Annotated in this window: 18 protein-coding genes; 5 read left to right on the top strand and 13 right to left on the bottom strand. The window is 65.9% G+C overall.

Going from position 1 to position 19,891, the window contains the following annotated elements; genetic code table 11:
* The first annotated feature begins 120 nt into the window (after positions 1 to 120).
* Positions 121 to 771, top strand: coding sequence for a glutathione S-transferase family protein (locus MUU56_RS18310; protein WP_244768717.1), 651 nt, complete (start codon positions 121 to 123; stop codon positions 769 to 771).
* A 59-nt stretch (positions 772 to 830) separates the two neighbouring features.
* Here the strand turns inward: MUU56_RS18310 and MUU56_RS18305 are convergent, their stop codons facing one another.
* A complete protein-coding gene (locus MUU56_RS18305) occupies positions 831 to 1,268 on the bottom strand; it encodes an Lrp/AsnC family transcriptional regulator (protein ID WP_244768716.1) in 438 nt (145 codons plus the stop codon).
* Positions 1,269 to 1,388: 120 nt separating this feature from the next.
* Here MUU56_RS18305 and rocF point away from each other — a divergent pair, with 120 nt between their 5' ends.
* The 3 genes from rocF (at position 1,389) to MUU56_RS18290 (ending at position 5,197) form a co-directional block, all read left to right on the top strand.
* A complete protein-coding gene (gene rocF / locus MUU56_RS18300; protein ID WP_244768715.1) occupies positions 1,389 to 2,309 on the top strand; it encodes an arginase in 921 nt (306 codons plus the stop codon).
* Positions 2,310 to 2,335: 26 nt separating this feature from the next.
* Positions 2,336 to 3,397, top strand: a complete 1,062-nt coding sequence (locus MUU56_RS18295) for an ornithine cyclodeaminase (protein ID WP_244768714.1) — start codon at positions 2,336 to 2,338, stop codon at positions 3,395 to 3,397.
* Between the two features lie 699 nt (positions 3,398 to 4,096).
* The gene (locus tag MUU56_RS18290) at positions 4,097 to 5,197 is read left to right on the top strand and encodes a hypothetical protein (RefSeq protein WP_244768713.1); all 1,101 of its coding nucleotides are present in this window, start codon (positions 4,097 to 4,099) and stop codon (positions 5,195 to 5,197) included.
* 155 nt (positions 5,198 to 5,352) lie between these two features.
* On the opposite strand, the gene MUU56_RS18285 is transcribed toward MUU56_RS18290, so the two are convergent.
* The 10 genes from MUU56_RS18285 to MUU56_RS18240 form a co-directional block, all read right to left on the bottom strand.
* On the bottom strand, positions 5,353 to 6,123 hold the full coding sequence (locus MUU56_RS18285; protein WP_244768712.1) for an enoyl-CoA hydratase: 771 nt from the start codon (positions 6,121 to 6,123) through the stop codon (positions 5,353 to 5,355).
* Positions 6,124 to 6,143: 20 nt separating this feature from the next.
* Positions 6,144 to 7,034 (bottom strand): 3-hydroxyisobutyrate dehydrogenase, encoded by an 891-nt coding sequence (gene mmsB / locus MUU56_RS18280; protein ID WP_244768711.1) that lies wholly within the window; start codon positions 7,032 to 7,034, stop codon positions 6,144 to 6,146.
* 1 nt (position 7,035) lies between these two features.
* Positions 7,036 to 8,118 (bottom strand): enoyl-CoA hydratase/isomerase family protein, encoded by a 1,083-nt coding sequence (locus MUU56_RS18275; RefSeq protein ID WP_244768710.1) that lies wholly within the window; start codon positions 8,116 to 8,118, stop codon positions 7,036 to 7,038.
* Positions 8,102 to 9,490 (bottom strand): dihydrolipoyl dehydrogenase, encoded by a 1,389-nt coding sequence (gene lpdA, locus MUU56_RS18270; RefSeq protein WP_244768709.1) that lies wholly within the window; start codon positions 9,488 to 9,490, stop codon positions 8,102 to 8,104. Before lpdA ends, MUU56_RS18275 begins: the two co-directional genes overlap by 17 nt.
* Before the next feature lie 4 nt (positions 9,491 to 9,494).
* Positions 9,495 to 10,826, bottom strand: a complete 1,332-nt coding sequence (locus MUU56_RS18265; RefSeq protein ID WP_244768708.1) for a dihydrolipoamide acetyltransferase family protein — start codon at positions 10,824 to 10,826, stop codon at positions 9,495 to 9,497.
* A 3-nt stretch (positions 10,827 to 10,829) separates the two neighbouring features.
* A complete protein-coding gene (locus tag MUU56_RS18260) occupies positions 10,830 to 11,843 on the bottom strand; it encodes an alpha-ketoacid dehydrogenase subunit beta (RefSeq protein ID WP_244768707.1) in 1,014 nt (337 codons plus the stop codon).
* A 1-nt stretch (position 11,844) separates the two neighbouring features.
* A complete protein-coding gene (locus MUU56_RS18255; protein WP_244768706.1) occupies positions 11,845 to 13,077 on the bottom strand; it encodes a 3-methyl-2-oxobutanoate dehydrogenase (2-methylpropanoyl-transferring) subunit alpha in 1,233 nt (410 codons plus the stop codon).
* 64 nt (positions 13,078 to 13,141) lie between these two features.
* The gene (locus MUU56_RS18250; protein ID WP_244768705.1) at positions 13,142 to 14,269 is read right to left on the bottom strand and encodes an acyl-CoA dehydrogenase family protein; all 1,128 of its coding nucleotides are present in this window, start codon (positions 14,267 to 14,269) and stop codon (positions 13,142 to 13,144) included.
* 23 nt (positions 14,270 to 14,292) lie between these two features.
* Entirely contained in the window at positions 14,293 to 15,480 is a 1,188-nt protein-coding gene (locus MUU56_RS18245) for an acetyl-CoA C-acyltransferase (protein ID WP_244768704.1), read from the bottom strand.
* A 19-nt stretch (positions 15,481 to 15,499) separates the two neighbouring features.
* Positions 15,500 to 16,267, bottom strand: a complete 768-nt coding sequence (locus MUU56_RS18240) for a 3-hydroxyacyl-CoA dehydrogenase (protein ID WP_244768703.1) — start codon at positions 16,265 to 16,267, stop codon at positions 15,500 to 15,502.
* 162 nt (positions 16,268 to 16,429) lie between these two features.
* Here MUU56_RS18240 and MUU56_RS18235 point away from each other — a divergent pair, with 162 nt between their 5' ends.
* Positions 16,430 to 17,437 (top strand): AraC family transcriptional regulator, encoded by a 1,008-nt coding sequence (locus MUU56_RS18235; protein WP_244768702.1) that lies wholly within the window; start codon positions 16,430 to 16,432, stop codon positions 17,435 to 17,437.
* A 112-nt stretch (positions 17,438 to 17,549) separates the two neighbouring features.
* Here MUU56_RS18235 and MUU56_RS18230 read toward each other — a convergent pair whose 3' ends face one another.
* Positions 17,550 to 19,397: a methyl-accepting chemotaxis protein gene (locus tag MUU56_RS18230; RefSeq protein WP_244768701.1), complete on the bottom strand. Its 1,848-nt coding sequence runs from the start codon at positions 19,395 to 19,397 to the stop codon at positions 17,550 to 17,552.
* Between the two features lie 160 nt (positions 19,398 to 19,557).
* The gene (locus MUU56_RS18225; RefSeq protein ID WP_244768700.1) at positions 19,558 to 19,842 is read right to left on the bottom strand and encodes a DUF2218 domain-containing protein; all 285 of its coding nucleotides are present in this window, start codon (positions 19,840 to 19,842) and stop codon (positions 19,558 to 19,560) included.
* Positions 19,843 to 19,891 lie beyond the last annotated feature (49 nt).

The raw sequence follows: 19,891 nt of genomic DNA, 5'->3' as shown, positions 1-19,891 counted from the left end.
GCAGCCGGCCTTGCCGCGCCAGCAGGCCTCTTGGCCGGAACGGCGAAAAACATCTCGGGCAGATGTGTCGGAATCCCGTCCAGCCGGTCGTCTTCAAGCAGATACGCTATGGAGGACAGCATGACGATCACCATAACCGCCTTTGCCCAATCGCCCGATCGCGGCCGGGGCCTGGCGCGTGACATGCGCGTTCGCTGGGCGCTTGAGGAGGTGGGCCAGCCTTACGCGGTTCGTCTTCTCACGTTCAAGGACATGAAAGAGCCCGCGCATCTTGCGCTTCATCCCTTCGGGCAGATCCCGACCTATGAGGACGGCGCTCTCGTCCTGTTCGAATCGGGGAGTATCGTGTTCCACATCGCGGAGCGCCATGCAGGCCTGCTGCCGGACGATGCCAATGCGCGGGCGCGGGCGATCACCTGGATGTTCGCCGCGCTCAGCACGGTGGAGCCGCCGATCCTCGACCGCGAAATACCGGGCTATACGGAACGCGACAAACCCTGGTATGCGGAGCGCCTGCCGATCCTGGAAGGCCGTATCCGCCCGCGGCTGGACGAGCTCTCCCGCCGGCTCGGCGGTGCCGAATGGCTCGACGGCGCCTTCAGTGCCGGCGACCTTCTCATGGTCACCGTTCTGCGCAGGCTGGAGGGATCGGGCATATTGGACGACTATCCGGTCCTTTCCGCCTATATCGCCCGCGGCAAGGACCGCCCCGCCTACAAGCGGGCCTTCGACGCGCAACGGGCGGTGTTTGCCGCCGTTTCCTCCGACTGATCGAAGTCGGTCGATTTCGGGCAAGCGTGACATGTCGGCCATCCTGCGGATTCCGGCCGCTACAGTTTCGCCCTTGTCGAGCGCGGCGTGGAGAGGAGGATGCTCGTTTCACTGCCCGTGATGCCCGGCACGAGGCGGATCTTGCGCAGGACGGCGTCGAACTCTGCAAGGCTCGAGGCACTGAGCTCCACCAGCAGGTCCCACCGGCCGTTCGTCGTGTGGATTTGTGAAATCTCGGCGAACCCGCCGAGTGTACGGATCACGCGATCGGTCACATGGCCTTCGATCTCGATCGTCATGACGCCGCGAACGACATCTTCGAGGGCATCGGCACGCAGCATCACCGTGTAGCCGAGAATGGTGCCGTCCTGCTCCATCCGCTCGATGCGGGAACGCACGGTCGCCCGCGACGCTCCGGTTTCCAAAGCGAGGTCCGAAACGCTCCTGCGCCCGTTGCCGCGCAGCAGCGTCACGATCTTCTGGTCGAGCTCGTCCATGCCAATCTGGTTTCCTGGCTTCTCATTATGATCAATATGGCATTCCGAGATGCCAAAATTCAATATTCAATCTGCCGTTCGGGGCTTCTAGAATCTGGAAAAACAATGAGGAGTTAAGTCATGGAGTGCACGCTGATCGGCGCGCCCTTGCAAATCGGTGCAGGGCAGCTTGGCTGCGAGATGGGGCCGAGCGCCCTTCGCATCGCCGGCCTTCGCACGGCGCTGGAGGAACTGGGCCACACGGTGAAGGATATCGGCAACCTCACGCCCCGCGCCTTCGACGAGATGCCGCATCCGAACGCCGCCGTGCACCATCTCGGCGAGACGGTGGCCTGGGTGGAGGCGCTGTCGGCCGCGGCCTACGAGCACGGCGAGGCCGGCATGCCGATCTTCCTCGGCGGTGACCATGCGATATCCGCCGGCACCGTTCCGGGCCTTGCGCGCCGGGCCGCCGAACGCGGCCGGCCGCTCTTCGTGCTCTGGCTGGACGCCCATACGGATTTCCATAGCCTTGAAACGACCGCCAGCGGCAACCTGCACGGCACCCCCGTCGCCTACTATACCGGCCAGGCCGGCTTCGACGGCTACTTCCCGGCGCTCGCCCATGCCGTGCCCACGGAAAATGTCTGCATGATCGGCATCCGCAGCGTCGATCCCGCCGAACAGGCCGCCATCCGGAAGACCGGCATAACGGTCCACGACATGCGCGTGATCGACGAGCACGGCGTCGGCGTCCTCGTGCGCACCTTCATCGAGCGGGTCCGGGCCGCAAACGGCCTCCTGCATGTCAGCTTCGACGTCGATTTCCTGGAGCCGGATATCGCGCCGGCCGTCGGTACCACCGTGCCGGGCGGCGCGACGTTCCGCGAGGCGCACCTGATCATGGAAATGCTGCATGACAGCGACCTGGTGACGAGCCTCGACATCGTCGAGCTCAATCCGTTCCTCGACGAACGCGGCAAGACCGCAAAGCTGCTCGTCGATCTTGTTGCCAGCCTGATGGGCAAGCGGGTGATGGATCGCCCGACGCTTGCAGGCTGAACCGGCTGTTCCTGGTTGGAGGGAAAATGAACACTGATCCGAAATTGAACGTGGTTCCGTTCGTCAGCGTGGACCACATGATGAAGCTGGTCCTGAAGGTCGGCATCGACCGGTTCCTGACGGAACTGGCGGCGACGATCGAGGAAGACTTCCGGCGCTGGCCGGTCTTCGACAAGACCCCGCGTGTCGCGTCCCATTCCAAGGAAGGCGTCATCGAACTGATGCCGACCAGCGACGGGACGCTCTACGGCTTCAAATATGTCAACGGCCACCCGAAGAACACCCGCGATGGCCGGCAGACCGTGACGGCCTTCGGCGTGCTGTCGGATGTCGGCAACGGCTATCCGATGCTGCTCACCGAGATGACAATCCTGACCGCGCTGCGCACCGCGGCGACCTCGGCGGTGGCGGCCAAATACCTGGCACGGCCGAATTCCCGCACCATGGCCATCATCGGCAACGGCGCGCAGAGCGAATTCCAGGCGCGCGCCTTCAAGTCGCTTCTCGGGATCGACAGGCTCCGCCTCTTCGATATCGACGCGTCGGCGACACGCAAATGCGCCCAGAACCTTGCCGGCCTCGGCTTCGTGATCGAGGAATGCCGCTCGATCGAGGAGGCCGTCGAGGGTGCAGACATCATCACCACCGTCACCGCCGACAAGCAATATGCGACGATCCTTTCGGACAACCACGTCGGCCCCGGCGCCCATATCAATGCCGTCGGCGGCGACTGCCCCGGCAAGACCGAGCTCAGCAAGGATATCCTGCTGCGCTCCGACATCTTCGTCGAATATCCGCCGCAGACGCGCATCGAGGGCGAAATCCAGCAGCTGCCGGCCGAGCATCCCGTCATCGAACTCTGGCAGGTCATGACCGGCGAGACCGAGGGCCGCAGGAGCGCCGACCAGATCACCCTGTTCGACAGCGTCGGCTTCGCCATCGAGGACTTCTCCGCGCTGCGCTACGTGCGGGAGAAGATTGCCGAGCATCAGATGTTCACGGAACTCGACCTGCTCGCCGATCCCGACGAGCCGCGCGACCTCTATGGCATGCTGCTGCGCTGCGAGAAGAAGCTCACCGCAGCCTGATAGATACGGCCACCCGGTTCGGTAAATCACGAGCCGGGCGGCAAAGCCCATCGGCGGCATGGGGCGCGGCATCCTCGGCCAAGGCTGGCAAGCGCCCCGCGGCGGACGATCGCCCCTCACGGTCATTCGAAGGTCAGCTCCGTGGTGCCGAGGCCGTCCTCATCCGGACCTACCGGCGCGCCTCGATCGGCAGTGCCTCGCCCCGTGCCGCAAGCTCCGAAAAAAGAAGCGCGCTGAGGCCGGCGATACAGAAACCGACGGACAGGATGGACAAGGCCCGATCCCGACGCGATCAGCGATGCGCCGAGGCCTGCCACCCGCCCCAGTGAATGCGCCTGCTGCAGCCACCGATACCGGATGGGAATGGCGAAGGGCCGGCATGCGCTTTTCCCAGTCTGTGCCCGCCGCAAGCCGCGACATCCTGACCCACACAAGCTGGGCGACGCTCGCGCAGCATCATGCGACCTTCCTCTGCGCCGCCGATCCTGCCGCCCTTCCGCCGCACGGCAGACAAAAGGGTCGAAGAACTGGCCGCCTAAGACGCGGGCGGGAAATGGGGGCGGTGCGCGAGAATCCTGAATCTGCGTCACGAATCCGCACCGGGGCGCGAGGTTGCGCACAACTCCCCACCGAATTTATGGCCACCCTGTGCCGTTCTTTCTTCGTCCCCTCAAAAAATGCAGTGATTTCAGGCAGATTATGACATTTCCTACAATCAAGCTTCCCGCCCGTCCCCTCACCTTGAAGCGCGGGGTGATTTCGACGCCGATCGCCTACTATTTCGCCACGCCGATCCTGCTGGCGATCGCCGTCTTCATGGTGGCGACGGAGGCGCCGGGCATTCTGCGCGACTATAAGATCAGTCAGAATCCGCTCGTCATCGAAAACGGCGATATCAGAGGCAGCTGCACGACGCGCAAAGCCATCTTCACCACCTGCGAGGTCGATCTCTCCTACGAACATGGCGGCCAGCGTTACGACAAGGACGTCGAGGTCATGTTCGTCGACATGCACACCGGAAGCTACGAGACAGGCCTTGTGATTTCGGCGGATCGACCGGATCTCGCCACGATCACCCTCGGGCTCGACATGCTGTGGAACAGGATCATCACGCTGGCCGCATTTGCCCTTCTGCTCGGCGGCGGGTCCCTGGCGATGATCTTCCTTGCCTTGCGCATCCTTCGCGTTCGCGGCCGGTTGCGGCATCCCGCGCCCCTCACCCCCGTCCCGGTCGAGATCACCGGCATGGACAAGAAACGCAATCGCCTCGCGGTCACCTATGCGGACAGGCTGAGCGAACGGAAGACCAAGCGCGTTGCCTTCACCCGTTTCGAAGCCGGACAGGAGCCGATCATCATCGGGGATGCCGGCAGCAATGCGGTCGCGCTGGCCGTCTGGCACGGCAATACGTCCCTGCCCGTTCTGCTGGATGACCGGCTGGAGCGGATCGAGATGTCGGATCGGGAGCGGGAGGACGCCCTTGCGCCGCTCTATGCGGCAACGCCAGCCGGCCGGCCGGCAGCGGCGTCGTCTTCTGTTCCGGTGAAGACGGGGCTGTCGCTGGCGCGAAGGCTGGGTCTGTTCCTCCTTGTCGTCCTGCTCATCGCCGCCGGCATTTTCGGCTATTGGCTCTGGTACGTGACCAGCGCATCCTCGCAGTTCAATTCCCCGGGAATGGACATCAACGACCTGATGCCCGAGGCCCTCAACCGATGGGGCTGCGACCAGCTGCAAAAGCGCTTCGCCGACGGCCCGGCGCCCTTTGGATGCACGGCTGCAGACTATCGAAGCTGGAAATAAGGACGCAACTGCGCGGCGCAGTTGGTTTTCCCGCACAGGGCGCCCCGCCGCGGCATGTGGACGAAGCGGGGCGCGACATGACGCGCTCCACCCGCCATTCGAGACAGAAGAAGACATGGCGACCCGGGCATGTGCCGAGGCCGGCGTCGATCCACTTATTGCCCGGTGAAGTCCGGCTTCCGTTTCTCGATGAAGGCGGCCATGCCTTCCTTCTGGTCCGCCGTTGCGAACAGGGCGTGGAACAGACGCCGCTCGAAGACAATGCCTTCGCGTAGGCCCAGTTCGAGCGCGCGGTCCACGGCCTCGCGGGCGGCCATCGCGGCCGTCTTTCCGTAGCCGGCGATCGTTTCGGCGGCGGCAAGCGTCTCCTCCATCAGCCTGTCGGCCGCGATCACGCGGGAAACGAGGCCGCAGCGTTCCGCTTCCGCAGCGTCCATCATCCGGCCGGTGAGGATGAGGTCCATCGCCTTGGTCTTGCCGACGAGCCTGGTCAGCCGCTGGGTGCCGCCCATGCCGGGGATCACGCCGAGCTTGATCTCGGGCTGGCCGAACATGGCCGTGTCGGCGGCAAAGATCATGTCGCACATCATGGCAAGCTCGCAGCCACCGCCGAGCGCATAGCCGGAAACCGCGGCGATTTTCGGCGTGCGCAACGCGGCGAAACGCTCCCACGCGGCGAAGAAGTCTTCGCCATACATCTCGGCAAAGGTCTTGTCCGCCATCTCCTTGATGTCCGCGCCGGCCGCGAAGGCCTTTTCCGAGCCGCGGATGATGAAGCAGCCGACGCCGGGGTCGCGATCAAGTGGGGCGAGATCATCGGCCAGGGCGAGCATAACCTCGGAATTCAGCGCGTTGCGCGCCGCCGGCCGGTTCAGCGTGACGATGACGACGCGGCCCTGCCGCTCGACGATGATCGGGTGTTCCATCGCAGTTCCTCCCTCGCCGGCTATTCGGCGCCTGCCTTGTCCCGCAACATGGTGATGATGGCGGAAAAGTCCTTGTCGCCAAAACCCTCGTCCGCGAAGCGCTGGTAGAGCGCCGCGGCCTTTGCGCCGAGCGGCGTCGCCGCGCCGGTATCCTTCGCTGCCGCCTGCGAGAGCATCAGGTCCTTCAGCATCAGCGCCGCGGCGAAGCCGGGCTCATACTCTCGATTGGCCGGCGAGGTCGGGACAGGCCCCGGCACCGGGCAATAGGTGGTCAGCGACCAGCATTGGCCGGAGGAGACGGAGGCGACGTCGAACAGCGCCTGATGCGTGAGGCCGAGCCGTTCGCCGAGCACGAAGGCCTCGCCCACGGCGATCATACTGATGCCGAGGATCATGTTGTTGCAGATCTTCGCCGCCTGGCCGGCGGAGGCGTCGCCGCAATGGATGATCCGCTTGCCCATCGCCTCGAACACCGCCTTCGCGCCGGCAAAGACCGCGGCATCGCCGCCCACCATGAAGGTGAGCGTGCCGGCCGCCGCCCCGCCCGTACCGCCGGAGACGGGCGCATCGAGCGCGGGACTGCCATGCGCCTCGGCCAGCGCATGGGCCTTGCGGGCGCTGTCCATGTCGATGGTGGAGCAGTCGATGAGCAGCGTGCCGGGGGGCACGACGGACACCAGTTCCTGCCAGACCGCAAGCACATGCTTGCCGGCCGGCAGCATGGTGATGACGAGGTCGGCGCCGGAGACTGCCTCATCGATCGAGGCAACCGTCGTCACGCCATTGTTTCCTGCAAGATCGAGCGAGTCGGCCGACAGGTCGAAACCGCGGACCGCATAACCGGCCTTCACGAGGTTTGCGGCCATGGGGCCGCCCATATGGCCGAGGCCGACGAAGGCGATGGTACTCATCTCATGTCTCCTTTCCCTCTACCCCGGCAAAGAGCGGCTCTTCCGAAGGCGCGAAGAAGGCGGCGACATCCGCGGGGGTGACGTCGCCCAGTCGCGCCGGACGCCATTGCGGATTGCGGTCCTTGTCGACGACCGCGGCCCGCACGCCCTCGTAGAAATCATGGCTGCGAAGCACGGCCGCCGTGGCGGCGAACTCCCGTTCCAGGCACGCTTCAAGCGACGTTTCCTGCCGCCCGAGGCGCAGCAGGCGCAAGGTCACCTTCAGGCTGAGCGGCGATTTCGTTTGTAGAACACTGAGCGTTCTTTCGGCAAAATCCGACCCATCCTTTGCAAGCGCGTCCAGAATTTCCTCGATAGTGTCGAAGGCGAAGAGACGGTCGATCGATGCGTGCTGTCGCGCCACCTGTGCCGGTGGTGGCGCATCGGCAGAGGCGGAAACTGTCGCCGAGACCGCCGCCCGCGTGGCAGAAGCCGGCAGGCGGGACAGATTTTCCGCCAAGTCGGGCAGCCGATCCGAAGGGACATAGCTGTCCGCAAGGCCGAAGGCGATGGTGTCGGCGGCCGCAAGCGGTTCGCCGGTCAGCCCGGCATAGGTGCCGAGTTCGTCCCGACGGCGCGTCAGGAACCACGACGCGCCGACATCCGGGAAGAAACCGATGCCCGTCTCGGGCATGGCGAAGCGCGTCCGCTCGGTGACGATGCGGTGGCTGGCATAGACGGAAACGCCGCCGCCGCCGCCCATGACGATGCCGTCCATGAAGGCGACGAAGGGTTTTTCCAGCCGGTTCAGGTGCGCGTTCAGGTGATATTCCTCGCGCCAGAAATCGACGGGCTCCTGCGAGCCTGCTCTGCCGCCGTCGTAGATCATGCGGATGTCGCCGCCCGCGCACAGCCCACGCTCGCCCTCGCCGGTGATGAGCACGGCACCGATCCCGGGATCGGCCTCGAAGGCGTCCAGCGCCCTTTCAATGTCGCGGACCATCGGAAGGGTCAGGCTGTTGAGCGCCTTCGGCCGGTTGAGCCGGATGCGGCCGAGCGTGCCGGTGCGTTCGATCAGGGTTTGCGGATCAGATGTGGAGGGCATGGCCAAGAGCTTTCAAGGCGGCTTCCTGCAAGCCTTCGCTGCGGGTCGGGTGGGCGTGGATGGTGCCGGCGATGTCCTCCAGCCGCGCGCCCATTTCGAGCGCCAGCGAGAAGGCGCTGGAAAGCTCCGAGACGCCGGCACCGACCGCCTGAAGGCCGAGCACGAGGTTGGTATCCGCCCGCGCCACGGCGCGCACGAAACCGTCCTCGGACTGGGTGGTCATGGCGCGGCCGTTGGCGTTGAAGGGGAAGAGGCCGACGCGGATCTCGTAGCCCTGGGCGCGGGCCTCGTCGGGCGAGAGCCCGGCGGTGACGATCTCGGGATCGGTGAAGCAGACGGCGGGGATGGCGCGCTTGTCCCAGGCGCGCTTGCGGCCGGCGACGATCTCCGCCACCATCTCGCCCTGCGCCATGGCGCGGTGCGCCAGCATCGGCTCGCCGGTGACGTCGCCGATGGCGTAGACGCCGCGCATGGAGGTGCGGCAGCGCTCGTCGATGCGGATGAAGCGGCCGGCGCGGTCGAGATCGAGGTCTTCGAGGCCCCAGCCCTCGGTGCGCGGCCTGCGGCCGACGGTGACGAGCACCTTGTCCGCAGCAATGCGCTTTTCCGCGCCGGACGCGGTCTCGACCGTCAGCGCCTCGCCGGAATAGCCCTTCGCCTTGACGCCGGTCAGCACGCTGACGCCGAGGTCGGCGAGGCGCTTTGCCACCGGTTTTACCAGTTCGGCATCGTATTGTGGCAGGATTTGCGGCATCGCCTCGACCACGATCACCTCCGCGCCCAGCTTGGCGAAGGCGGTGCCGAGTTCGAGGCCGATATAGCCGCCGCCCACCACGGCGAGCCTCTGCGGCACGCTTTGCAGCGACAGCGCCTCGGTGGAGGAGAGGATCGCGCCGCCGAAGGGCAGCGCCGGCAGCTCTACCGGCTCCGAGCCGGTGGCGATCACCACCGTCTCAGCTCGGATGAGCTGGGTACCCGTCTCGGTCTCCACCTCGACGGTCTTGCCGTCGCGGAACCGCGCCTCGCCGTGCACGATCTTCACCTTGGCCTTGCGCAAGAGGCCGAGCACGCCGCTGTTCAGCCGGCCGACGATGCCATCCTTCCAACGCACGGTCTGGGCAAGGTCCAGCTTCGGCGCCTCGACCGTGATGCCGAGCGTGTTGGGACCTGTCATGTGGCGCACCGTGTCGAACTCCTCCGCCGCATGGATCAGCGCCTTGGAGGGAATGCAGCCGACATTGAGGCAGGTGCCGCCGGCCTTCGCCTTCTCGACGATCACCGTATCGACGCCGAGTTGGCCGGCGCGGATGGCGCATATGTACCCGCCCGGGCCGGCGCCGATGACGAGGAGCTTGCAGACGATCTCTTTCATGTCATCAGCCTTCGATGAAGATCAGGGCGGGGGTTTCGAGCAAAGCCTTGATGCGCTGGACGAAAACCGCCGCATCCCAGCCGTCGACGATCCGGTGGTCGAAGCTCGACGACAGGTTCATCATCTTGCGCGGGATGAACTGGCTGCCGTCCCAGACCGGCCGCGTCACGATCTTGTTGACGCCGACGATCGCCACTTCCGGATGATTGATGATCGGCGTCGTGACGATGCCGCCGAGCGCGCCGAGCGAGGTGATGGTGATGGTGGAGCCGGAAAGCTCCTCGCGCGCGGCGGTGCCGTTGCGGGCGGCGTCGGCAAGGCGCGTCAGCTCGGCGGCGCTGTCCCAGATCGACCGCGCCTCGGCGTGGCGCACGACCGGCACCGTCAGGCCGGCCGGCGTCTGCGTGGCGATGCCGATATGGACGGCGCTGTGGCGGGTGATGATACCGGCATCGTCGTCGAAGGTGGCGTTGACGCCGGGCTGCTCGCCCAGCGTCTTGACCAGCGCCCGCATCAGGAAGGGCAGGATGGTCAGCTTCGGCTGGTCGGGCTTGCGGCCGGCGTTCATCGTCGCGCGCAGGTCTTCGAGGTCGGTGACGTCCACCTCCTCGACATAGGTGATGTGGGGGATGCGGGCGCTGGCGAGACGCATCTTCTCCGCGATCCGGCGGCGCAGGCCCGTGACCTTGATCTCCTGCGTGCCGGTCTTGCGAGCAAGGCCGGCCGCAACGGCGACGGGCTGCGCGCCGCGCGCGACAAACTGGTCGAGATCGTCATGGGTGATGCGGCCGGCGGGGCCGGTGCCCGACACCTGCCTGAGGTCGACGCCGGCCTCCTGCGCACGCAGCCGCACGGCGGGCGAAGCGAGCGGTCTTGTCTCTGCCGTCGAGGCTTTCCCCTTCTCCCCAGCGGGGAGAAGGTGGCCCGAAGGGTCGGATGAGGGGGATGGCTCCTTCGGTGCAGACGGCTCATTCGGAGAGGGTAGAGACACCCCCTCATCCGCCCTTCGGGCACCTTCTCCCCGGTGGGGAGAAGGGAGAGGCTGCCGCTCCTCCTCCTTCACGCTTTCCGCCACGCTCTCACTTTCGCCCTCCCCGTCGACGGCGATGCGCAGCAATGGCGCTTTCACAGCCACCGTGTCGCCGATCTCGGCGCCGAGCCAGAGCACGGTGCCGTTGACCGGCGAGGGGATTTCCACCGTCGCCTTGTCGGTCATCACGGCGGCGAGGACCATGTCCTCGCGCACCGGATCGCCCGGCTTGACATGCCATTCGACCAGCTCGGCCTCGGCCACCCCCTCGCCCACATCGGGCATCTTGATGACGAACTCGCCCATCCCTCAGCCCTCCATCACTTCTTTCAGTGCCCTGCCGACGCGGGCCGGTCCCGGGAAATAGTCCCATTCCTGCGCGTGCGGATAGGGCGTGTCCCAGCCCGTGACGCGCACCACCGGCGCCTCCAGGCTGTAGAAGCAGTGCTCCTGAACCAGCGACACGACCTCCGCGCCGAAGCCGGAGGTCAGCGTCGCCTCGTGCACGACGACACAGCGGCCGGTCTTCTTCACCGATTGCACGATGGTGTCGAGATCGAGCGGCAGGAGGCTGCGCAGGTCGATCACCTCGGCGTCGATCCCCGTCTCCTCGGCCGCGGCGAGCGCCACATGCACCATCGTGCCATAGGCGACGACAGTGACGGCGCCGCCCGACCGGCGGATCTCGGCCTTGCCGATGGGGATGGTGTAATGCCCCTCGGGCACCTCGCCGAGGTCGTGCCTCGACCAGGGCGTGACAGGCTTTTCGTGATGGCCGTCGAAGGGGCCGTTGTAGAGGCGCTTCGGTTCGAGGAACATCACCGGGTCCGGGTCCTCGATGGCGGCGATCAGGAGGCCCTTGGCGTCATAGGGATTGGAAGGGACCACCACCTTCAGCCCGCAGACATGGGTGAACAGCGCCTCCGGGCTCTGGCTGTGCGTCTGCCCGCCGAAAATGCCGCCGCCGGTCGGCATGCGCACGACGATGGGGCAGGTGAAATCGCCGTTGGAGCGATAGCGGATGCGCGCCGCCTCCTGGGTGATCTGGTCGTAGGCGGGATACATGTAATCGGCGAACTGGATCTCGACACAGGGCTTCAGGCCATGGGCCGCCATGCCGATGGCGGTGCCGAGAATGCCGGATTCGTTGATCGGCGCGTCGAAGCAGCGCGTCTTGCCGTATTTCGCCTGCAACCCTTGCGTCGCGCGGAAAACGCCGCCGAAATAGCCGACATCCTCGCCGAACACGACCACATCCTCGTCGCGCCCCATCGAGACGTCCATGGCGCTGCGCACGGCCTCGATCATCGTCATTCTTGCCATGTCAGTATCCTGCCTTCTGCCGCTGGCGGCGGATATGGGCGGGCATTTCCGCATAGACGCCCTCGAAGATGTCGCGCACCGAGGGTTTTCCGCCGGCATGCAGCGTGCCGTGGCTCTCGGCCTGCTTCTGCGCCTGAATCACCTCGTCGAGGATTTCCGCCTCCGCCTGCGTATGGCGCTCCTCCGACCAGACGCCGCGCACGATCAGATGCTTCTTCAGCCGGAGCACGGGATCGCCGAGCGGCCAGGCTTCCGATTCGGTCTTCGGGCGGTAGGCGCTCGGATCGTCCGAGGTGGAATGGGCGCCGACGCGGTAGGTGACATATTCGATCAGCGTCGGGCCGAGATTGCGCCGCGCCCGCTCGGCCGCCCACTTCGCGACGGCGTAGACGGCGAGGTAATCGTTGCCGTCGACGCGCAGCGCCGGGATGCCGAAGCCGAGGCCGCGGGCGGCAAACGTGCCGGAGCCGCCGCGGGCGATGCCCTGGAAGGTCGAGATAGCCCACTGGTTGTTGACGATGTTGAGGATGACCGGGGCCTTGTAGGTGGAGGCAAAGACGAGGGCGGAGTGGAAATCGGATTCGGCCGTCGAGCCGTCGCCGATCCAGGCGGCCGCGATCTTCGTGTCCTTCTTGATGGCCGACGCCATGGCCCATCCGACGGCCTGCACATATTGCGTGGCGAGGTTGCCGGAGATGGTGAAGAAACCATGCGCCTTGGAGGAATACATGATCGGCAATTGCCGGCCGCGCAGCGGGTCCGCCTCGTTCGAGTAGATCTGGTTCATCATCTCGACCATCGGGTAATCGTCGGCGATGAGGAGGCCCGCCTGCCGGTAGGTCGGGAAGTTCATGTCGCCCTTTTGCAGCGCCTTGCGGAAGGCGGAGGCGACCGCCTCCTCCCCGAGATGCTGCATGTAGAAGGAGGTTTTCCCCTGCCGCTGCGCCATCAGCATGCGGGCGTCGAAGGCGCGCAGCTTCATCATGCTGCGCAGGCCCGTCAGCAGCTCCTCGTCGGAAAGCAGCCCGGCCCAGGGACCGACCGCCTCGCCGTCGCGGTTGAGCACGCGGATGATGGAATAGGCGAGATCGCGGATATCCTCCGGCGCCGCGTCGACCGGCGGACGCGGCACCGACCCGGCCTTGGCGATCTTGACGTTGGAGAAATCCGGCTCGCCGCCGGGCCGGACTGCCGGCTCGGGGACGTGCAGGCTCAGATGCGGAACCTCGGTCATGCCCTGTCATACCTCCCTATCGGCCACGCCCACCGCTCTCCCCGCGACGGGCATAGCCCAAACACTATAGATTGCGCGCAATGACGATGCGCTGGACGTCGCTCGTTCCCTCGTAGATCTGGCAGATGCGGACATCGCGGTAGATGCGCTCGACCGGGTAATCCGCCATGTAGCCGTAGCCGCCATGGATCTGGATCGCGTCGGAACAGACCTTCTCCGCCATTTCCGACGCGAACAGCTTTGCCATCGAGGCTTCCGTGAGGCAGGGCAGGCCCTCCTCCTTCAACTCAGCGGCGTGCAGCACCATCTGGCGCGCCACCTCGATCCGCGTCGCCATGTCGGCGAGGCGGAAGGCGACGGCCTGATGCTCGATGATCGGCGCGCCGAAGGCCGTGCGTTCGCGGGCATAGTCGCGCGCCGCCTCGAAAGCCGCCCGCGCCATGCCGACGGACTGCGATGCAATGCCGATGCGCCCGCCTTCGAGGTTGGAGAGCGCGATGCGGTAGCCCTCGCCCTCTCCGCCGAGCCTGTTCTCCACCGGGATGCGCATGGCGGAAAAGGCGATCTGGCAGGTGTCGGAGGAATGCAGGCCCAGCTTCTCCTCGACGCGCACGACCTCGTAGCCGGGCGTATCGGTCGGCACGAGGAAGGCGGAAATGCCCTTCTTGCCGGCATCGGGATCGGTGACGGCGAAAACGATGATGAGGTTGCCGTTCTTGCCCGAGGTGATGAACTGCTTGGCACCGTCGATGACGTAGTGATCGCCGTCGCGGCGGGCGCGGGATTTCAGGTTCGAGGCGTCGGAGCCGGCCTGCGGCTCGGTCAGGGCAAAGCCGCCGATCCATTCGCCGGAAGCCAATTTCGGCAGGAAGCGTTCTTTCTGCTCCTCCGTGCCGTATTTCAGGATGGGCACGCAGCCGACGGAGCTGTGCACGCTCATGATGGTCGAGCAGGGGCCGTCACCCGCGGCGATTTCTTCGAGCGCCACGGCATAGGCGACCGCGCCCGTCTCCGAGCCGCCATAGGCTTCCGGCACCAGCATGCCGAGGAAGCCGAGTTCGCCCATTTCCTTCAGTTCCTCGCGGGGAAAACGGCTTTCCTTGTCCCGCTCGGCCGCGCCCGGCGCCAGCCGCTCGCGGGCAAAATCGCGCGCCATGTCGCGGATCTGGGTCTGCTGTTCCGTCAGGATCATGTCCGGTCTCCTCCCCGAAACCGTCAGTGCCGCTCGATGGCCACCGCCGTCGCCTCGCCGCCGCCGATGCAGAGCGTCGCCATGCCGCGCCGCATGCCGTAGCGCTCCAGCGCGGAAAGCAATGTGACGAGCACGCGCGCGCCGGAAGCGCCGATGGGGTGGCCGAGCGCGCAGGCGCCGCCGTGGACATTCACCTTGTCGTGCGGCAGGTCGAGGTCGTGCATCGCCGCCATGGCGACGACGGCGAAGGCCTCGTTGACCTCGAACAGATCGACATCGCCGAGCTTCCAGCCGGTGCGTTCGCCGAGTTTCCGAAGTGCGCCGATCGGCGCGGTCGCGAAGAGATTGGGCGCCTGCGCATGCGTGGCATGGCCGACGATGGTGGCGAGCGGCTGGATGCCCTCGCGTTCCGCCTGCGAGCGCCGCATCAGCACCAGCGCCGCCGCGCCGTCCGAGATGGAGGAAGCATTCGCCGCCGTCACCGTACCGCCCTCGCGGAAAGCCGGCTTCAGCGTCGGTATCTTTTCAAGTTTCGCCTTGCCGGGCTGCTCGTCGCGGCCGACGACCGTTTCCGACCGTCCTGCCTTCACGGTCACCGGAACGATCTCGGCGTCGAAGGCGCCGCTCTCGATGGCATTTCGGGCGCGGGTGAGCGAGGTGACGGCGTAATCGTCCTGGGCGGGGCGGGTGAACTGGTAGGCCTCGGCGCAATCCTCGGCAAAGGTGCCCATCAGGCGGCCCTTGTCATAGGCGTCTTCCAGCCCGTCGAGGAACATGTGGTCGATGACCCGGCCATGGCCGAGCCGGTAGCCGCCGCGCGCCCGGTCGAGCAGGTAAGGCGCATTGGTCATGCTCTCCATGCCGCCGGCGACGGCGACCGAGGCGCTGCCGGCGGCGATGAGGTCGTGCGCCAGCATGACGGCCTTCATGCCCGAGCCGCACATCTTGTTGACGGTGGTGGCCCCGGCGGCAAACGGCAGGCCCGCGCCGATAGCCGCCTGCCGGGCGGGCGCCTGCCCCTGGCCGGCCGGCAGCACGCAGCCGAACACCGTCTCCTCGACGGCCTCGGGGCTGACACCACTGCGCTCGAGCGCCGCACGGATCGCGGCCGCGCCGAGTTGCGGCGCGGTGGCATCCTTGAGATCGCCCTGGAAGCCGCCCATCGGGGTACGGGCCGAGCCGACGATGACGATGGGATCCTGCAACATCATAAACCTCCCGAAACGAACTTCAGCGCGGCGCCATGCGCAGCGCGCCGTCGAGGCGGACGACCTCGCCATTCAGCATGACGTTCTCCAAGATGTGGCGCACCAAGGCCGCAAATTCCACCGGCTTGCCGAGGCGCGGCGGAAAGGGCACGCTGCGCCCCAGCGAATCCTGCACCTCCTGCGGCATGCCGGCCATCATCGGCGTCTCGAAGATGCCCGGCGCGACGGAGACCACCCGAATGCCGGAGCGGGCAAGCTCCCGGGCGATCGGCAAGGTCATGGCCGCAACGCCGCCCTTGGAGGCCGCATAGGCCGCCTGCCCGACCTGCCCGTCGAAGGCGGCGACCGAGGCCGTGTTGACGATGACGCCGCGCTCGCCGTCCGCCTCCGGCTCCTGTCGCGCGATGGCGGCGGCGGCGAGCCGGATCATGTTGAACGTGCCGATGAGATTGATGCCGACGGTGCGGGCAAAGCTGTCGAGCCGGTGCGGCCCGTCGCGGCCGATCACCTTCTCGCCGGGCGCGACGCCCGCGCAATTGACCAGCCCGTGCAGATGGCCGAAACGCTCCAGCGCGAGATCTATGGCGGCCTGACCGTCCTTCTCCTGCGTCACGTCCGTCCGGATGGAGGCTGCGGCGGTTCCAAGTTCGTGGGCGATAGCAGCACCGGCCTCGGCATTGACGTCAGCGATCACGACATGCGCGCCCTCGCCCGCCAGCATGCGCGCCACGGCCGCGCCAAGACCCGAACCGCCACCGGTGACGACAAAGGTCTTTCCGCTGATCAACATGGCTGCTCTCCTCCAGCGCATTCGATTTCCGTAAGGCCGGCGCCAAGCGCATTCCCCGCCAGGGACTGTCTTGCCTCACTCTACGATGGCGCGGTATTGCATGCGATGACCAAAGCGTCTCGAACTTTCGGCCAGTTTTACCACATCCCGCAGGGCATGACGATGACGGAAACCGGACGGCGGATGATATCACCCTTCTTCGTGGAAGAGGCGATAGACTGCCTGATACGACAGGGAAAAGCGCCCGGGCCAGTGTTGGCGGCCGTCGGCCTGCCCGGCCGGATCGACGCGCCGATCTCCGCCGAAAGCTACGGCGCCCTGTGGCTGGCGATCGCGGCCGAGATGGACGACGAGTTCTTCGGCATGGGCGGCAGGCCGATGCACAGCGGCAGCTTCACGCTGCTCTGCCATTGCATCCTGCATGCCAGGACCCTCGACCAGGCGCTGCGGCGCGCGTTGCGCTTCCTCAACGTCATGCTGGGGGACCCGCAAGGGCATCTCGAAATTTCCGACGGGCTGGCCAAGATCGTGCTCAAGGACCTGGCGGAGGCCCGCTCCGCCTTCGCCTACCGGACCTACTGGATCCTCCTGCACGGCATCACCTGCTGGCTCGTCGGGCGGCGCATTCCGCTGCGCATGGTCGATTTCCGCTGCGCCGAGCCGGACCACGGCGCAGACTACAGGCATTTCTTCGGCGCGCCCGTGCGCTTCCTGCAGCCGGTCAGCCGCCTCGCCTTCGATGCTTCGGTGCTGAAACTGCCCGTCGCGCGCAGCGAGCAGGCGCTCAAGCAATTCCTGCGCAACGCACCCGCCAACATCCTCGTGCGCTACCGTTATGATGCCGGCCTTGCCGCCAGCGTCCGCAAGCGCCTGCGGCAGGTTCCCCCCGCCTCGTGGAGCGCCTTCGACGACCTCGCCGCGCAGATGCGCATGTCGCCCTCCACCCTGAGGCATCGCCTGCATGCGGAAGGCCAGAACTACGCGACCATCCGCGACGAAATCCGCCGCGACCTCGCCATCGAGATGCTGCAGACGACGACGCTGGGTGTCGGCGAGATCGCCACGCGCCTCGGCTTTTCAGAACCCAGCGCGTTCCACCGCGCCTTCCGGAAATGGACGGCGAAGAGCCCGGCGGCCTTTCGCCGGGAGACGATGGCGAAAAGCCGGTAATCACGACAGCGTTTCTGTCGTTCATTCCCCATCGTCACGTCCATTGCCGTCCCTGCACGACCTCACGCTTGCCTGCCAGTGGACGCAGCCGCAGCCGAACCCTTGAACCGGCTCAAGCGGCGCGCGATGCGCGGGCCACGGAGCCACGTTCCTCCGCCTGGAAGCGGAACTGGGCGATGAGCGCCATGAGCTCGTCGGCCTGGCCTGCAAGATGCCGGCTGGCGCTCGTCGTCAGTTCCACCATGGAGGCATTCTGCTGGGTCATCTGGTCCATCTGATTGACGGAACTGTTGACCTCCTGCAGCGCCGCCGACTGATCGCGGCTCGCGGTCGCGATCAGCGCGACATGATCGCTGATCCCGACGATCTGCCGGCTGATCGAAGCGAGAACCGCCCCGGTTTCCTGCACGAGACGTGCCCCCGTGCTGACCTCCTGCGTCGACTTGTCGATCAACCCCTTGATCTCCTTGGCGGCATCCGCCGAACGTTGGGCCAGTTCGCGCACCTCCTGCGCGACGACCGCAAAGCCCTTGCCGGCGTCTCCGGCCCGTGCGGCCTCGATACCGGCGTTGAGCGCGAGCAGGTTGGTCTGGAAAGCGATGTCGTCGATCACCTCGATGATCTGCTCGATCTTGCGCGACGCGTCCTCGATCCGCTCCATCGCCTCGATGGCGCTGGTGACGACAGCACTGGAATTGTCGGCGCTTGCCTTGGTCTCGGCGACCCGGTTGTTGGCCTCCTGGGCGCGCTCGGCCGAGGAGCGGACGGTGACGGTGATCTCATCGACCGCGGCCGCCGTTTCCTCGAGGGAGGCGGCCTGCGATTCCGTCCGCCGCGACAGGTCGTCGGCGGAACGGCGCATGTCGGCGCCGCTCGACTGGATCGCCGTCGCATTCGCCCGGATGCTGCCCAGCGTATCTCGCAACCGCGACAAGGATGCGTTGAAGTCCTGGCGAAGCTGTTCGAGGCGACCGGAGAACGGTACGTCGATGGCTTGGGAGAGATTGCCCTGTGCAAGGCGGCCGAGGCCGGCCGCAAGCTGGTTGACGGCAAGTTCGATCTGCCGGTCGGTTTCACGCTTCTCCGCGTCCGTCAGCTCGCGCTCGGCCGCAGCCTCCTCGTTCTGGCGTTGCGCAATCCCCTCCATCTCGATTCTCCGCTGCGCATTCTCGCGGAAGACCTCCAGCGCGCGGGCGATCTGGCCGAATTCGTTGGCCTTCGCCCGGCAGGGGATGTCCGTGTCCAAACGCCCTTCCGCGATGGCGCCGACGGCGCCGATCAGGGAACGCAGCGGCTTCGTCGCCCGACGTACGGCGAAATAGGCAAGACAGCCGAAGAGCAGCATGGAAACGACACCGGCAACGATGGCGTGGAACTGCAGGTCGTGGATCTTCTGGAAGTAGACCTCCATCGGAATCCCGATGAACAGCAGTCCGATATTGGCGCCGGCCGTATTCTTCACCGGGAAATAACCGGTCATGAAATCGCGGCCGAAGAGCTTGGCCGGGCCGAAATAGGGCTCGCCTCTGGCAAGCACGGCCTGCGCGGGATGATCGGCGGCGAGTTTCGTGCCGACAGCGCGTGTTCCATCCTCTTTCTTTACATTGGTGGAGATGCGAACGTATTCAGGGCCCTGTTTGGCAAAGATCGTCGCCACGCCGGCAATCGAGCTGGCCGTGCGATCGACGAGATCGTGGCTCGCCAGCTCCGGCATCGTTTCGCCACGCACCGCGGCAAGGGCGCCATCCTTCAGCTCCATCGTGGCGTTCTCGATGGCGGCATCATAAAGCACGGCCATGGTGCGGGTGGCATCCCGGGCGTCGTTCGCCGCATCCCCAAGCACATAGCGCCCCAGATTATAGTACATGACGCCAACGATGACGGCAGCGCTGAGGAAAATGAAGGCGAAAGTCATCGCCGCATACTGATAGGCGATGGAAGATCGGAATACCTTGCTCATTGTCGGACTCCCCTGATCCGCCAATGGTAAGAATCAAATATATAAGAAAAACTGAAAATTCGTTGCAATATCCTGTGAAGTCAGGCCCTCGAATTCACAGCCTCCACCAGGTATCTTGCTCCTGGAACCTCATGGTTCCGCCGCTTCCGTGACGAATGCCTCAGCGCTGCCAGACAAGGCCTTCGAGATTTTCTCGGAAGGCGAAGCGCACCAGATGGCTTTCGATGGCTGCCTGGGCCCATGCGACGGCCTCCTCGGTCTGAGCCTTCACGACCAGACGCAGGCCCTCCGCATTTGCGTCAAAGGTGGCGATACCACCGTCAAAACGGCATTCGCCATGGGTATCCGTATATTCGACGTCCACCTTGTGGGCGAAGTGCTTGCACATCTGGACCAGATACTTGGCCGCGAATTCGGTCTTCACCAACGCGGTCGTTTCGATCATGCGATTGCTCCTGTCATTGGTTGCTGCGCCCTCGCAAAGGCCTGCTGCC

This window comes from Shinella yambaruensis, from assembly GCF_022899355.1.
Classification (GTDB): Bacteria; Pseudomonadota; Alphaproteobacteria; order Rhizobiales; family Rhizobiaceae; genus Shinella; species Shinella yambaruensis.
The sequence above is the reverse complement of the archived record's forward strand: the minus strand, read 5'-3'. Positions and strand labels throughout refer to the sequence as shown.